We start from the raw sequence: 14,837 nt of genomic DNA on the forward strand, positions 1-14,837 counted from the left end.
GGTGTCATGACTGCAAACGTCGACGGAGTGCCCGAGAAATTCGCGACGCTCGGGCTGACCTACGACGACGTGCTGCTGCTGCCGGGCGCGTCGGAAGTGCTGCCGAACGCGGTCGACACCTCGTCCCGCATCTCCCGCAACGTACGCGTGAACATCCCGCTGCTCTCCGCGGCGATGGACAAGGTCACCGAGGCCCGCATGGCGATCGCCATGGCGCGGCAGGGCGGTGTCGGTGTGCTGCACCGCAATCTCTCCATCGCGGACCAGGTCAACCAGGTCGACCTCGTCAAGCGGTCCGAGTCCGGCATGGTCACCGACCCGATCACGGTGCACCCGGACGCGACCCTCGCCGAGGCGGACGCGCTGTGCGCGAAGTTCCGGATCAGCGGTGTCCCGGTGACCGACCCCGCGGGCAAGCTGCTGGGCATCGTCACCAACCGCGACATGGCCTTCGAGAACGACCGCGGCCGCCAGGTGCGCGAGGTCATGACCCCGATGCCGCTCGTCACCGGCAAGGTGGGCATCTCCGGCGTCGACGCCATGGAGCTGCTGCGCCGCCACAAGATCGAGAAGCTTCCACTGGTCGACGACGCGGGTGTGCTCAAGGGCCTCATCACAGTCAAGGACTTCAAGAAGGCCGAGCAGTACCCGAACGCCGCGAAGGACGCCGAGGGCCGGCTGCTCGTCGGTGCCGCCGTGGGCGCCAGCCCCGAGGCGCTGGAGCGGGCGCAGGCGCTGGCCGGTGCGGGGGCCGACTTCCTGATCGTCGACACCTCGCACGGGCACAACAGCAACGCCCTGAGCTGGATGTCGAAGATCAAGTCGAGCGTCGGCGTCGACGTGATCGGCGGAAATGTCGCCACGCGTGACGGCGCGCAGGCGCTCATCGACGCCGGTGTCGACGGCGTCAAGGTCGGTGTCGGTCCGGGCTCGATCTGCACCACGCGCGTGGTCGCCGGGATCGGTGTCCCGCAGGTCACCGCGATCTACGAGGCAGCGGTCGCCGCCCGCGCGGCCGGCGTCCCGGTCATCGGTGACGGCGGTCTGCAGTACTCCGGCGACATCGGCAAGGCGCTGGCCGCCGGTGCCGACACCGTGATGCTCGGCTCGCTGCTCGCGGGCTGCGAGGAGTCGCCGGGTGAGCTGATGTTCATCAACGGCAAGCAGTTCAAGTCGTATCGCGGCATGGGTTCGCTCGGCGCCATGCAGTCCCGCGGCCAGGGCAGGTCGTTCTCCAAGGACCGGTACTTCCAGGCGGAGGTCGCCTCGGACGACAAGCTCGTGCCCGAGGGCATCGAGGGCCAGGTGCCCTACCGCGGCCCGCTGGGGAACGTCCTGCACCAGCTCGTCGGCGGCCTGCGCCAGACGATGGGCTACGTGGGCGCGGCGAGCATCGACGAGATGGAGACCAAGGGCCGTTTCGTACGGATCACCTCGGCGGGCCTCAAGGAGAGCCACCCGCACGACATCCAGATGACGGTCGAGGCGCCGAACTACACGAACAAGCGCTGACAGGCCGATAGACCAGTAGTGCGCTGACAGCGCTCCACGCGCGCGTGGGGGCGGTCCCGATTCCCGGGTCCGCCCCCTTTGCGCGTGTCGGGGATACTGGAGCGGCAGACCGAGTGCCGAAGTGCCGAAGAAGTGCGAAGTACCGAAGAAAGCTGAAGGGCCACCCACGTGACTGAGATCGAGATCGGACGCGGCAAGCGCGGCCGCCGGGCGTACGCCTTCGACGACATCGCCGTCGTGCCGAGCCGTCGTACCCGCGACCCGAAGGAGGTCTCGATCGCCTGGCAGATCGACGCCTACCGCTTCGAGCTGCCCTTCCTGGCGGCCCCGATGGACTCGGTCGTCTCGCCGCAGACCGCGATCCGCATCGGCGAGCTGGGTGGACTCGGCGTCCTGAACCTCGAAGGCCTGTGGACGCGGTACGAGGACCCGCAGCCGCTGCTCGACGAGATCGCGGAGCTGGACACCGACAACGCCACCCGGCGCCTCCAGCAGATCTACGAGGCGCCGATCCAGGCCGACCTCATCGGTCAGCGCATCAAGGAGGTGCGTGACTCGGGCGTCGTCACCGCCGCCGCCCTCTCCCCGCAGCGCACCGCCGAGTTCTCCAAGGCAGTCGTGGACGCCGGTGTCGACATCTTCGTCATCCGCGGGACCACCGTCTCGGCCGAGCACGTCTCGGGCGCCGCCGAGCCGCTCAACCTCAAGCAGTTCATCTACGAACTCGATGTGCCGGTGATCGTCGGCGGCTGCGCCACGTACACCGCCGCGCTGCACCTGATGCGCACGGGCGCAGCCGGTGTCCTCGTCGGTTTCGGCGGTGGCGCCGCGCACACCACGCGCAACGTCCTGGGCATCCAGGTGCCGATGGCCACCGCCGTCGCGGACGTCGCGGCCGCCCGCCGTGACTACATGGACGAGTCCGGCGGCCGGTACGTACACGTCATCGCGGACGGCGGCGTCGGCTGGTCCGGCGACCTGCCCAAGGCCATCGCCTGCGGCGCCGACGCGGTGATGATGGGCTCCCCGCTGGCGCGCGCCACGGACGCGCCCGGCAAGGGCCACCACTGGGGCATGGAAGCCGTCCACGAGGACGTGCCGCGCGGCAAGCGCGTCGACCTCGGTGTGGTCGGTACGACGGAGGAGATCCTCACCGGTCCCTCGCACATCCCGGACGGCTCGATGAACTTCTTCGGGGCGCTGCGCCGGGCGATGGCGACGACGGGCTACAGCGAGCTCAAGGAGTTCCAGCGCGTCGAGGTGACGGTCGCGGACTCGCAGCACAGCCGCTGACGGTTCAGTTCCACGAAGGGCCCTGGTACTCGTACCGGGGCCCTTTCGCGTGCACGCGTGGGTCAGAGGCGGTGGGCGGCGCCCGCCGGGGTCGCGCCGCGGGTGTCGAGCAGCAGCTGGGCCTTCACGGCCAGACCTTGCAGGTCGTACGTGCGGTGGTGCTGGAGCAGGATCGTGAGGTCGGCGTCGGCCGCCGCCTCGTAGAGGGAGTCGGCGCGGGGGACGGGGTGGCCGAGCACGCTCCAGTTCGGGACGTAGGGGTCGTGGTAGCTGACGGCCGCGCCCATCTCCATCAGGCGGGTCGCGACCTCCTGGGCGGGGGCGCCCTGCTGGTCGGCGAGGTCGGGCTTGTAGGTGACGCCGAGCAGCAGGACGCGGGCGCCGCGGGCGGACTTGCCGTGTTCGTTGAGCAGGGTCGCCGAGCGCTGGATCACGTACCGGGGCATGCGGTCGTTGACCTGCTGGGCCAGTTCGACCATGCGCAGGGGGTGGGCGCCCCGGCCGGGGCCCGGGATGTCCAGGGGGACGCCGTGGCCGCCGACGCCGGGGCCCGGGCGGAAGGCCTGGAAGCCGAAGGGCTTGGTCTCGGCGCAGCGGATGACGTCCCACAGGTCGATGCTCAGGTCGTGGCAGAGCACGGCCATCTCATTGACCAGGGCCATGTTCACGTGCCGGTAGTTGGTCTCAAGGAGGTGCACGGTCTCGGCCTCGCGTGGGCCACGCGCGCGTACGACCTTGTCGGTGAGCCGGCCGTAGAAGGCGGCGGCCGATTCGGTGCAGGCCGGGGTGAGGCCGCCGATGACCTTGGGAGTGCCGGCGTAGCCGTGTCTGCGGTTGCCCGGGTCGAGGCGGCCGGGCGAGTGGGCGAGGTGGAAATCGCGGCCCGCGCGCAGGCCCGAGCCCTCTTCGAGGATGGGACGGAGGAATTCCTCCGTGGTTCCCGGGTACGCGGGTGACTCAAGGATGACCGTGGTGTGCGGGCGAAGGCGTGCGGCCAGCGCGCGTGCGGCTTCGGCCACCTGGCTCAGGTCGAGGGAGCGGTCGGCCGCCGGAGGAGTGGGTGCGCAGATGACAGCGGTGCGGACGCGGCCGAGCTGGACCGGGTCGGTGGTGGGCCGAAAGCCCCCCGAGAGCATCCGGCGGACATCGGCGGCGGTGAGGGTTCCCTCGGCGCCGTCGCAGGGCAGGCGGCCGCTTGCCAGGTCGAGGGCGCGGGCCGGGTCGTAGCCGATGGTGGCGATGCCGCCGGAGACGGCGGCCTGGGCGAGGGGTAGGCCGAGGTGGCCGAGACCGATGACGGCGAGATCTGCGGGCATGGCGGTGGGCCGTCCTCCCAATAGCCGGAGCGGGACGAGCGCGCAAGCCCTGTGGACAAGGTGGACCAGCGCAATGTCAGACTAGGAGTAAATATGACCGTTATGCGGCATTGCGCTGCGCCGGGCCTCGGAGTGTTGTCCACAGGCGGGGGTCGAACTCAGCGGGCGAGACCAGAATCTGGGCATGATGTGAGCGCGACCACACCCGACAGCTAACGGGAGGCAGCGGTGAGGACAGCGACACTGGGGCCGGCGGAGCGTGCCGAGTCACTTGCGGGAATGGCCGAGCGGGAGCTGGATGTCCTGGTCGTGGGCGCGGGAGTCGTCGGTGCGGGCACCGCGCTCGACGCCGTGACCCGCGGCTTGTCCACCGGCCTCGTCGAGGCGCGGGACTGGGCGTCGGGCACGTCGAGCCGGTCGAGCAAACTGATCCACGGCGGCCTGCGCTATCTGGAGATGCTCGACTTCGCGCTGGTGCGGGAGGCGCTGAAGGAGCGCGGCCTGCTCCTGGAGCGGCTCGCCCCGCATCTCGTGAAGCCGGTGCCGTTCCTCTACCCCTTGCAGCACAAGGGGTGGGAGCGGCTGTACGCCGGATCGGGCGTCGCGTTGTACGACGCCATGTCGATGTCGCGGGGGCACGGCCGCGGCCTGCCCATGCACCGCCATCTGACCCGGCGTCACGCCCTGCGTGTCGCCCCGTGTCTGAAGAAGGACGCGCTGGTCGGCGCGATGCAGTACTACGACGCACAGATGGACGACGCGCGATATGTGGCGACGCTGGTGCGCACCGCGTCGGCGTACGGCGCGAAGGTCGCCAACCGGGCACGGGTGACGGGTTTCCTGCGCGAGGGCGAGCGGGTGGTCGGTGCCCGCGTGCAGGACGTCGAAGGCGGCGGGGAGTACGAGGTCCGGGCAAAGCAGGTGGTCAACGCGACCGGTGTGTGGACGGACGACACACAGGCGATGGTGGGGGAGCGGGGCCAGTTCCACGTCAGGGCGTCCAAGGGCATCCATTTGGTCGTGCCCAAGGACCGGATCAGCTCCTCCACCGGACTGATCCTGCGGACCGAGAAGAGTGTCCTCTTCGTCATCCCGTGGGGTCGGCACTGGATCGTGGGGACCACCGACACCGACTGGGACCTGGACAAGGCGCATCCGGCGGCGTCCAGCGCCGACATCGACTATCTCCTGGAGCATGTGAACTCGGTGCTCTCGGTGCCGCTTTCGCGGGACGACGTGCAAGGGGTGTACGCGGGGCTCCGGCCGCTGCTCGCCGGCGAGTCGGACGCCACGAGCAAGCTGTCGCGCGAGCACACCGTGGCGCATCCGGCGCCCGGCCTCGTGGTCGTCGCGGGCGGCAAGTACACGACGTACCGGGTGATGGCGAAGGACGCCGTGGACGAGGCGGTGCACGGTCTCGACCAGCGGGTCGCCGACTGTGTCACGGAGGACATCCCGCTGGTCGGGGCCGAAGGGTATAAGGCGCTGTGGAACGCGCGCGCCAGGATCGCGGCCCGCACCGGGCTTCATGTGGTGCGCGTGGAGCACTTGTTGAACCGGTACGGATCGCTGGCGGAAGAGGTCCTCGAACTCATCACGGCCGACCCGTCGCTTGGCGAGTCGCTGCCCGCCGCGGACGACTATCTGCGCGCCGAGATCGTCTACGCCGCGTCTCACGAGGGAGCACGGCACCTGGACGACGTACTGACCCGGCGTACGCGCATCTCGATCGAGACGTTCGACCGGGGCACACGCAGCGCGCGGCTGTGCGCGGAGCTGATGGCGTCGGTTCTCGGCTGGGACAAGGACCAGGTGGAGAGGGAGGTGCAGCACTACGAGAAGCGGGTGGAGGCGGAGCGGGAGTCGCAGCGGCAGCCGGATGACCTGACGGCGGACGCGGCGAGGCTGGGGGCGCCGGACATCGTGCCGCTGTAGGGACCAGGCGGTGGTCAGGCGGTCTGTGGGCAGAACTCGGCTGCCAGGAGCGCCGGTTCGAGGTCCGGGTCGGCTATGGCGTCCGTGTTGACCCGGAAAGTGAGGACGCGGTCGCCGTCACGGGTGGCCGCGGTGCGGACGTAGCTGCCGGCTATGCGGCCGTTGTGGCCCCAGACCGTGGTGCCGCAGGGCAGCTTCTGTGGATAGAGGCCCATGCCGTAGCGGCCGTCCGCGGCGCGGGTGTTGAGCATCTCGCGGAGCTGGGGCGCGGGGAGCAGCCGGCCGGCGAGGAGGGCGGCGTAGAAGCGGTCCAGGTCGACGAGGGTGGAGACCAGCTCACCGGCGGCGCCCGCGACACGCGGGTTGAGGACGGTGACGTCCTGGCCCTCGGTTGTGTACGAGCGGCCGTGCGGAAAGGGAAGCGTGGCGCGGGCACCGGGGAAGGAGGTGCCGGACAGACGAAGGGGGGTGATGATGCGGCGTTCGGTCTCGGTGGCGTACGAGCGGCCGGTGATGTGTCTGATCACCATGCCGAGGACGACGTAGTTGGTGTTGGAGTACGACCAGCGGCCGGGCAGGGTCGCGGGTTCGGCGAGGGCGGTGCGGACCGCCTGAGTGGGGGTGAGGGGAATGAGGCCTTTGGTGCCGGTCGTGTAATCCGCCAGGCCGCTGGTGTGGGTGAGCAGGGCGCGCAGGGTGAGGGCGCGGCCGTCGTGGTCCTTGCCGCGGATGAGGCCGGGCAGATGTCGCTCCACGGGGTCGGACAGGGACAGGCGGTGTTCTGCGGCGAGTTGGAGGACGACCGTCGCGATGAACGTCTTGGTGATGCTGCCGGCGCGGAAGTGGTCGGTGCGGCGGATTCCGGTGGTTCTGAGGGTGAGGGAGTCAGGGGCGGTGTAGTCGGTGTGGGAGGTTTCGGGGCTGTCGGCGGCGCTGCGGGCGGAGCCGTCTCCGGTGCCACTTCTGGCGCCACTTCTGGCGTCAGGGCGAGGGCTGGTAGCCGTGGCCGAGTCCGCGGCTGGGGCTGCGGCGATGTCCTCGGGCGTGGGCTGGCCGGCGTGGGCGAAGTGCCAGAGGGGTTTTTGGTTTCTCGGCTGTTCTGGTTGGGGAGCAGAGGCGTCCGGCTCTGTCGTTGACCTTGGGACTTCGCGGGTCAACAGAGCGGCGGCGGGGGCCTTGCCCCGGGTGACGAGCAGCGGAAGAGTGGCGTCCGTGGCCGGTGTCGCGGCCAGCGGCGCGCTGGCGGAAGTCAGGCCGACAAGAGCCACCACAAGGGGTGTGGCCAGCAGAGTTCGTGGAATGGGCATGGCGGTCCCTCCTTGTGCGGAGCCCATCATGAGGGACGTTGGACCCTGGGCGTGGACCGGTCCCCGAGTAAGGGACAATGAAGGCTCTGTCAGGGCGGGTTGCTCGGGTAGCAGCGGTAGCAGCAGAGGGGACGCATGTCGGACGCGGAGCAGGCGGGTCAGTCCCGTCAGGACCAGAGCGAACGTCTCCTCTCCGGGCGCTACCGGCTGGGGGAAGTGCTCGGCCGCGGCGGAATGGGAACCGTCTGGCGTGCCAAGGACGAGACCCTCGGCCGTACGGTCGCGGTGAAGGAGCTGCGCTTCCCGTCGAGCATCGACGACGACGAGAAGCGACGGCTCATCACGCGTACGTTGCGTGAGGCGAAGGCGATCGCGCGGATCCGTAATACCAGTGCGGTGACCGTGTACGACGTGGTCGACGAGGACGACCGACCGTGGATCGTGATGGAGCTCGTCGAGGGCAAGTCGCTCGCCGAGGCCATTCGTGAGGACGGGCTGCTGACGCCGAAGCGCGCGGCCGAGGTCGGGCTCGCGGTGCTCGACGTGCTGCGGTCCGCGCACCGCGAGGGGATTCTGCACCGCGACGTGAAGCCGTCCAACGTGCTGATCGCCGAGGACGGGCGGGTCGTTCTGACGGACTTCGGTATCGCGCAGGTCGAGGGTGACCCCTCGATCACGTCGACCGGCATGCTCGTCGGGGCACCCTCGTACATCTCGCCGGAGCGGGCGCGCGGCCACAAGCCGGGTCCCGCGGCCGACCTGTGGTCCCTGGGCGGATTGCTGTACGCGGCGGTGGAAGGCGTGCCTCCGTACGACAAGGGGTCGGCGATCGCGACCCTCACCGCGGTGATGACCGAGGACGTCGAACAGCCGACGAACGCGGGGCCGTTGGAGAAGGTGATCTATGGCCTGCTGGCCAAGGATCCCGACCAGCGGCTCGATGACGCGGGCGCGCGGGCGTTGTTGATCGACGTGATTCACGCGCCCGAGGCCAAGGACGAGCCGGAGCCGGTGGACGCGACGAAGGTCGTGCCGTTGCCTCCGGTGCCGCCGGGGCCGGGTATCGGGAAGCGGTTCGGTAAGGGCAAGGGGAAGGGCAAGGTCGGCAAGGGCACGACCCCGGGTGCTGCGGGTTCGGCGGGTTCGGCGGGTTCGGCGGGTTCGGCCGGTACGGCGGGTACGGCTGAGAGTTCCGGTGTTTCCGGGGCTGCCGGGGGCTCCGGGGCTGCTGGTTCCTCCGCGGATTCCGGTGGCCGGAAGGGCGAGGAGTCTGGTGAGCGGCTGAAGGGTGCGCTCCGGTCGGTGCGGAAGGCCGCGGCTGCGGCTACGGGGGCCGGGGCGGCTGCTTCTGGTTCGACTTCTCCGTCGGCTCCTGGCGCCGCTTCTGGGGCGAACTCCACTTCTGCCGCGCCTTCCGCCTCCCCTTCTGACTCGGCCCCTGCGTCGAAGCCTGCTTCCGGGGCTGCGGCTCCTGCTGCTTCGGAAGCTTCGGCTGCTTCTGCCGGTGGGGCGAGTACTCCGCCGGTTCCCGCGAAGCCGCCGCGTGCGACGCCCGCCAAGGCCTCGCTCACGGATGTGGTGCCGCGGCGCACGCTCGTGATCCTCTCGGTGGCCATCGTGATCGCCGTGCTCGGGACCGTGCTCGCCTTCGCGCTGAGCGGCGGCGACGACAGCGGTGGGCAGGACAGCAAGAACGGCGGCGACAAGGCCGCGTCCAGCGGGGCGACCGCGGGCGAAGGCGAGAAGGACAAGGGCAAGGGCAAGGAGAAGGACACCGGGCAGGGCAGCGGCGCCGACACCGGCAAGGACAAGGGCGACGCGGACAAGGGCAAGGGTTCGGGTGCCAGCCCTGGTTCGGGCGAGGGCCACGATCCCAGCGGGAGCGGCGACGGCAGTGGTGACGACGGCGGCAAGAAGCCGGTTGACGGTGCCGAGTCGACGTACAAGCACTCCCAAGGGTTCTCCGTGGGGCTGCCCAAGGGCTGGAAGTATCAGTCCACGGCTGCCGCGGGCGCGCGTTTCACCGGGCCGGACGGACAGAAGCTGCTGATCGGCTGGACCACCACACCCAAGTCCGACCCCGTGGGCGACTGGAAGAGCCAGGAGTCGTACATGGTCCGGTCGCAGTACAAGCGGATCCGGATAGAGAAGGTCGACTTCCGCGGCTGGAACACGGCTGACTGGGAGTTCACTTACGTGGACGGCGGCACGAAGTACCGGTCGATAGACCGTGGCTTCGTCGTGAACGGTGGTCTGGGCTACGGAATGATGTACACGGCCAAGGACGCCAAGTGGGGCGACGACGAGCGCAAGAACGCGTGGAAGACCTTCACGAAGACGTTCGAGCCGAAGAAGTAGCGAGCGGTGGCCGGAGTCCGTGGAACGGGGCCCGATGAGATCTGGCAACCCCTCAATGTGGTTTGCCTCCGGCACGTATCGTGAGTGCTTGAGGACCGTACGCAGCCGCAACAAGGCGTAAGTCGAGCGGAATTGACCACCGGGCGGACGGGAGGGCGTCGTGGACGAATATGCGGGGCGAGTACTCGCCGACCGCTATCGCCTGCCTCTGCCGCCGGCGGATGAGTACGAACTGGCCGAGGCTCGGGCCTTTGACACCTACAGCGGTCAGGAAGTCCTGGTCAGGCAGGTGCCGTTACCTGAGGTCGTCGACGCGGAAGTCCTTGAGCTCGATGAGCGGAACCTGCCGGAGGGGGAGCTTCCGGCGGGGTTCGTGAGCGCGGGGGCGGTGCGGCGGCCGTCGGCGCGTACGACGCGGAGGCCGTCCGATCCTGCGGTCCGGCGGGCGATAGAGGCGGCGCAGGCCGCCGCGCAGATCCCCGACCATCCTCGGCTCGACCAGGTCTTCGACGTCTTCGCCGAGGGCGGTTCGCTGTGGATAGTCAGCGAGTTGGTGGCGGCGAGGCCGCTGGCCGCCCTGCTCGCGGACAAGCCGCTGAGTCCCTACCGCGCGGCGGAGGTCGCGTCGGACGTGGTGACGGCGCTGCGGGTGCTGCACGCGCACGGCTGGGTGCACCGGAACATCACCGCTCGTACGGTCCTGGTCTGCGATGACGGCCGGGTGGTCCTCACGGGCCTCGCGGCGGGTGCGGCGGAAGAGGCGTTGTGCGGGTACGAGCCTCGCCCTGAGGAGTTTCTTGCGGGGTTTGAGGGCGGGGGCGACGGTGACTCTGCTGGTCCTGGTCCTGGTCCTGGTGCTGAGGCTGGTGGTGGGGGCGATGGGGGTGAGGTCGGTGGGGCCGGTGAGTCCTATGGGGTTGAGGGTTCGCGTGGGTACGCCGCGATAGAGGCTGCGCCGGTCGCTGAACCGGGGGGCGACGTGCGGGCGGCGCGGTCCAGCGCCATAGCCGCGTACCGCGCGGGGGCGAGGGCCGCGGCGCGGGTGAGCGAGGACGAGGGGCGGCGGGGGGCGGGGTCGTCATCGGGGGCGGAGCTGCCGGGGCCTCGGGGTGGCGAGGTGTATGGGGCGGGTGCGGGGTACGACGGGGCTGAGGGGTACGAGGGGTACGAGGGCTCTGAGGGGTACGACCAGGAAGGTCCGCGTGGGTATGGCGCGGGGAGTGGGAGTGGCGCCGAGAGCCCTGGCGGTGGGGGCCGGGGCGGCGGCGAGGGCGCCGAGGAGGCCGGGCGGATCCTCGATCCGTACGGCGTGGCGAGCACGAAGCAATGGCATGGGGCGGTACCGAGGAGCGGAGTTCCGGGAGCGCGGGGTTCCGGTGCGGGGACGGGCGCTGAGGGATCTCCTGCCGGGGGCTTCGCCGGCGGCAGTGGGCAAGAGGTCCCGCCCAGTCGTGGAGGGGTAGGGCAAGAGGCCGCGCCCAGTCGTGGAGGGGCAGGACGGGAGGCTGCGCCGGGCCGTGGCGGGCAGGGTGCCGTGCCTGGCCGTGGTGGTCCCGCCCCGGTCGCGAGCCGTGGCGGTCCTGCCCCCGTCCCGAGCCGCCGCGAGCCGGAAGCCACGCGGAGCTACGACTCGGCCGGTCACGATGCGCCAGGCCACACTGGCCCCGCTGGGCCGGTATCCGCCCCCGCCCACAACACCCCCGCCCAACCCGCCCCCGCCCCCGCCTCTTCCGGCCACAGCTACTGGGACGCCCTGGTCGCCGAGCGCAGCGGCAGTGCGCGGCGGGGGCCTGCCACCGCGCTTGCTGCCGAGCGTGCCCGGCATGCCCGGATGACCGTGGTCGGGTGTGTGACCGAGCGGTGGGCGCCCGAGCAGGCCGGGCCCGTGCATGAGAACTGGCAGCTCGCCCCGCCCATCGGGCCCGCCACCGATCTCTGGGCGCTGGGCGCGTTGCTGTTCCGGGCCGTGCAGGGCCACGCGCCCTACCCTGAGGACAGCACCTTCGAACTCGTCCAGCTGGTGTGCGCCGAGCCGCCCGCCTTCGCCGAGGAGTGCGGGGCCCTGCGGCCCGTCGTCGAGTCGTTGCTGCGCCAGGACCCCACCGAGCGGCTCGACGTCGAGGAACTGAGCGGCTGGCTGCGGTCGCTGGTCCGCTCGGCGCCCGAGCCCGAGGCCGGTGCCAACGTCGTGCCCGCGCCGCCGTTCGACGCCCGGCGGCTGCCCGTCGTACGCCGTCGCGGTGAGGTCGTACGACGGAAGAGGCGGCGCGCCCAGGCGTCCGCCGCGGTGGACTCCCGACAGAGCCAGAACGGACGTCACAAGCACAAGAGGGGGCGGGAAGGCAGGGCAGCAACCTTCGCTCCCACCTCCGCCCCCACTCCCGCTTCCGCCCCCAGGCCCGCTCCCAAGCGAAGCGGGACGGGACGGCCGCGGTCCTTGGGGCGCCTTCTCCTCCTGCTCATCCTCGTGGGGCTCGCGGCAGCGGTCGCGTACGCCATGGTCTTCATGCCCAAGTCGGGGAAGAACGAGGGCGGCGAGCGTGCCGGTTCCGCCGGGGACGTCGGCACCAGCCAGGCGACCGAACCCGGCAGCAGCGCCCGGCCCAGCGAGGAAGGCAAGCCGAGCAAGTCCGCCGAGCCCAGCGACAAGCCGGACAAGAAGACCCCCGGCTCGCAGAAGCCGCAGACGAGCGGGCCCGAGCTGCCGCAGGGGTTCACCCTCCGCAAGGACGCCGAGGGCTTCCGGGTGGCCGTCGCCAGCGGGTGGGACCGCCGGCCCAAGAACGGCCGGGGGCAGGTCGTCTACACCCACGGCGACTTCGAGCTGATCGTCGTGCCGGGGCGTGACGGCACGGACGAGTACGGCAAGGACCCCATGAAGTACCAGCGCGAACACGAGCGCGAGCTGCAGCCGTTCCGCGACTCGACCTGGGCCACGTCGAGCGGGATGCGCACGGTGGACGTGGGCGGACGGAAGATGGCCGAGGGACAGTTCACCTGGCAGGACGCCGAGGGCAGCGAGACGTTCGTACGCAATCTCGCGATGGCAGTCGGCGGTAAGTACCACGTCGTGCAGATCCGGGGGCCCGAAGCCGAGCGTGACGAGGTGTCACGGCTCTTCGAGCAGGCTTCGGCCACCTATCAGGTCGATTAGAGCAGCTCACCGGGACGCCGGTTGACGCATATTGACTCCGAATGACCGTTAAGTCAGCGGTAATTGACGTTTCCTGAACGCCTTCCGTCGCTGCGTCCCGCATCACAGTGAGGTCTCCGAGCACCCCCGGAGGTTCCCCGTACGCCACCCGCTCCCTAACCTGGGCCTGTCAAGACCATTGCGGGGGAACGTGAATCAGATGCAGGGCCTGCTGCTCGCGGGCCGCTACCGGCTCGGAGAGTCCATCGGCCGCGGTGGCATGGGACGGGTGTGGCGCGCGCGGGACGAGGTGCTGCACCGGACCGTCGCCGTCAAGGAACTGACGGCCGCGCAGTACGTGCCGGAGGCCGACCGCGCGGTGCTCTTCGCGCGTACGCACGCGGAGGCGCGGGCCGCGGCCCGCATCAACCACCCCGCGGTCGTCACCGTCCACGACGTCCTGGAGTACGACGACCGGCCGTGGATCGTGATGGAGTTGGTCGAGGGCCGCTCGCTCGCGGACGCCGTCAAGGAGCAGGGGCGCATCGAGCCCGTCGAGGCCGCCCGCATCGGCCTGTGGACGCTGAAGGCCCTGCGCGCCGCGCACGCCGCCGGGGTCCTGCACCGCGACGTGAAGCCCGGCAACGTACTCCTGTCGAACGACCGGCGCGTCCTGCTCACCGACTTCGGCATCGCCGCGATCGAGGGGGACTCGACGATCACGCGGACCGGTGAGGTCGTCGGCTCCGTCGACTATCTGGCGCCCGAGCGGGTCAGCGGCGCCAACCCCGGTCCCGCGTCCGACCTGTGGGCGCTCGGTGCCACGCTGTACACGGCGGTCGAGGGGAACTCCCCGTTCCGGCGCACGTCGCCGCTGGGCACCATGCAGGCCGTGGTCACGGAGGAGCCCGCGCCGGCCGAGTACGCGGGGGCGCTCGCCCCGGTCATCGGCGCGCTCCTCCGTAAGGACCCGGACACCCGGCCGACCGCGGAGGCGGCCGAACTGATGCTCGCGGAGGCGGCGGAGGGACGACGGCCGAACACGGCGCAGGCTTACGTGCCGACGCAGGTGCATGCGTCGTCGCAGCATCCGGCGCCGTACCAGACGCGTCAGCAGCACCAGCAGCACCAGGGCCAGCAGTACCAACAGCCCCAGCAGCACCAGCAAGCACCGCACCAGACCGCACACCAGACCCCCCACTCCAGCTACCCCCCAGCCGAGCCCGGCACCTCCGTCCACAACTCCGGCTCCAGCTCCCGCCGTAAGCTGCCCGCCATCGTCGCCGCAGCCGCCGCGGTCCTGCTGTTCGGCGGTGGCATCGCCGGATACCAGTACTGGGCGGACGGCAAGGACGGCGGGACCCAGCAGTCCAGTGAAACCGTCGGAAGCGGCGACGGAACCCCGGGCAAAACCGTCGACGACGTCCCCAAGAACTGGCACCGGGTGAAGGACAAGGTCGAGGGCTTCAGTCTCGCCCTCCCCAAGGGCTGGGTACGCGAGGCGAACGGCAACCAGATCGACTACACGCCGGACCACGGACGGCACTTCGTACGCGTCGGCATCGACCGCGATTCCACGTGGGAGAGCCCCTACACGCATCAGCTGGACCTTGAGAAGAACCTGCGGACCAAGCTGCCCGGCTACAAGCGGCTGCAGCTCGACTCGAACAACTTCCGCGACCGGCCCGCCGCCCTCTGGGAGTTCAGCTGGACCGCGGGTGCGAACGACACCACCGCGGGCCCGCGCCGCGCCATCGAACAGACGTATCTCAGCCGTGACGGCGTCGAGTACGTGATTTACATGTCGTCCCCCGCCGCCGACTGGGACACGGCACGGCAGCAGTTCGACGCGATGGTCCAGAGCTGGCGGGAGCCCTGAGCGCGACGCGTGCGACGGTTCCCGGCCGTGATGGCTGGGACAAGCGGCCGGAACCAGTCCGCCGCGCAGGCCCACAGGGTCCGTTCGCACACGTGTGGGGCATG

The 14,837-nt window shown here is 70.5% G+C and carries 8 protein-coding genes; 6 read left to right on the forward strand and 2 right to left on the reverse strand.

Translation table 11 applies throughout. From position 1 onward, the window contains the following. Nucleotides 1-6: 6 nt before the first annotated feature. Both guaB and ACGFX9_RS19915 read left to right on the forward strand, forming a co-directional pair. Nucleotides 7-1,512 (forward strand): IMP dehydrogenase, encoded by a 1,506-nt coding sequence (guaB, locus tag ACGFX9_RS19910; RefSeq protein ID WP_393473217.1) that lies wholly within the window; start codon nucleotides 7-9, stop codon nucleotides 1,510-1,512. 168 nt (nucleotides 1,513-1,680) lie between these two features. Further along, nucleotides 1,681-2,805 (forward strand): GuaB3 family IMP dehydrogenase-related protein, encoded by a 1,125-nt coding sequence (locus ACGFX9_RS19915; RefSeq protein WP_393473220.1) that lies wholly within the window; start codon nucleotides 1,681-1,683, stop codon nucleotides 2,803-2,805. A 62-nt stretch (nucleotides 2,806-2,867) separates the two neighbouring features. On the opposite strand, the gene ACGFX9_RS19920 is transcribed toward ACGFX9_RS19915, so the two are convergent. Then, nucleotides 2,868-4,121, reverse strand: coding sequence for a nucleotide sugar dehydrogenase (locus ACGFX9_RS19920; protein ID WP_393473222.1), 1,254 nt, complete (start codon nucleotides 4,119-4,121; stop codon nucleotides 2,868-2,870). A 228-nt stretch (nucleotides 4,122-4,349) separates the two neighbouring features. Here ACGFX9_RS19920 and ACGFX9_RS19925 point away from each other — a divergent pair, with 228 nt between their 5' ends. Further along, nucleotides 4,350-6,056: a glycerol-3-phosphate dehydrogenase/oxidase gene (locus ACGFX9_RS19925; protein ID WP_393473224.1), complete on the forward strand. Its 1,707-nt coding sequence runs from the start codon at nucleotides 4,350-4,352 to the stop codon at nucleotides 6,054-6,056. Between the two features lie 14 nt (nucleotides 6,057-6,070). Here ACGFX9_RS19925 and ACGFX9_RS19930 read toward each other — a convergent pair whose 3' ends face one another. Continuing rightward, the gene (locus ACGFX9_RS19930; protein ID WP_393473227.1) at nucleotides 6,071-7,363 is read right to left on the reverse strand and encodes a serine hydrolase domain-containing protein; all 1,293 of its coding nucleotides are present in this window, start codon (nucleotides 7,361-7,363) and stop codon (nucleotides 6,071-6,073) included. 135 nt (nucleotides 7,364-7,498) lie between these two features. Here ACGFX9_RS19930 and ACGFX9_RS19935 point away from each other — a divergent pair, with 135 nt between their 5' ends. From ACGFX9_RS19935 to ACGFX9_RS19945, 3 genes are all read left to right on the forward strand, one after another. Continuing rightward, on the forward strand, nucleotides 7,499-9,721 hold the full coding sequence (locus tag ACGFX9_RS19935) for a serine/threonine-protein kinase (protein WP_393473229.1): 2,223 nt from the start codon (nucleotides 7,499-7,501) through the stop codon (nucleotides 9,719-9,721). A gap of 160 nt (nucleotides 9,722-9,881) precedes the next feature. Next, the gene (locus tag ACGFX9_RS19940; protein ID WP_393473232.1) at nucleotides 9,882-12,875 is read left to right on the forward strand and encodes a protein kinase; all 2,994 of its coding nucleotides are present in this window, start codon (nucleotides 9,882-9,884) and stop codon (nucleotides 12,873-12,875) included. A gap of 199 nt (nucleotides 12,876-13,074) precedes the next feature. After that, a complete protein-coding gene (locus ACGFX9_RS19945; RefSeq protein WP_393473978.1) occupies nucleotides 13,075-14,733 on the forward strand; it encodes a serine/threonine-protein kinase in 1,659 nt (552 codons plus the stop codon). Nucleotides 14,734-14,837: the final 104 nt, after the last annotated feature.

Source organism: Streptomyces sp. NPDC048436 (assembly GCF_043200355.1).
In the GTDB taxonomy this organism is placed as follows: Bacteria; Actinomycetota; Actinomycetes; order Streptomycetales; family Streptomycetaceae; genus Streptomyces.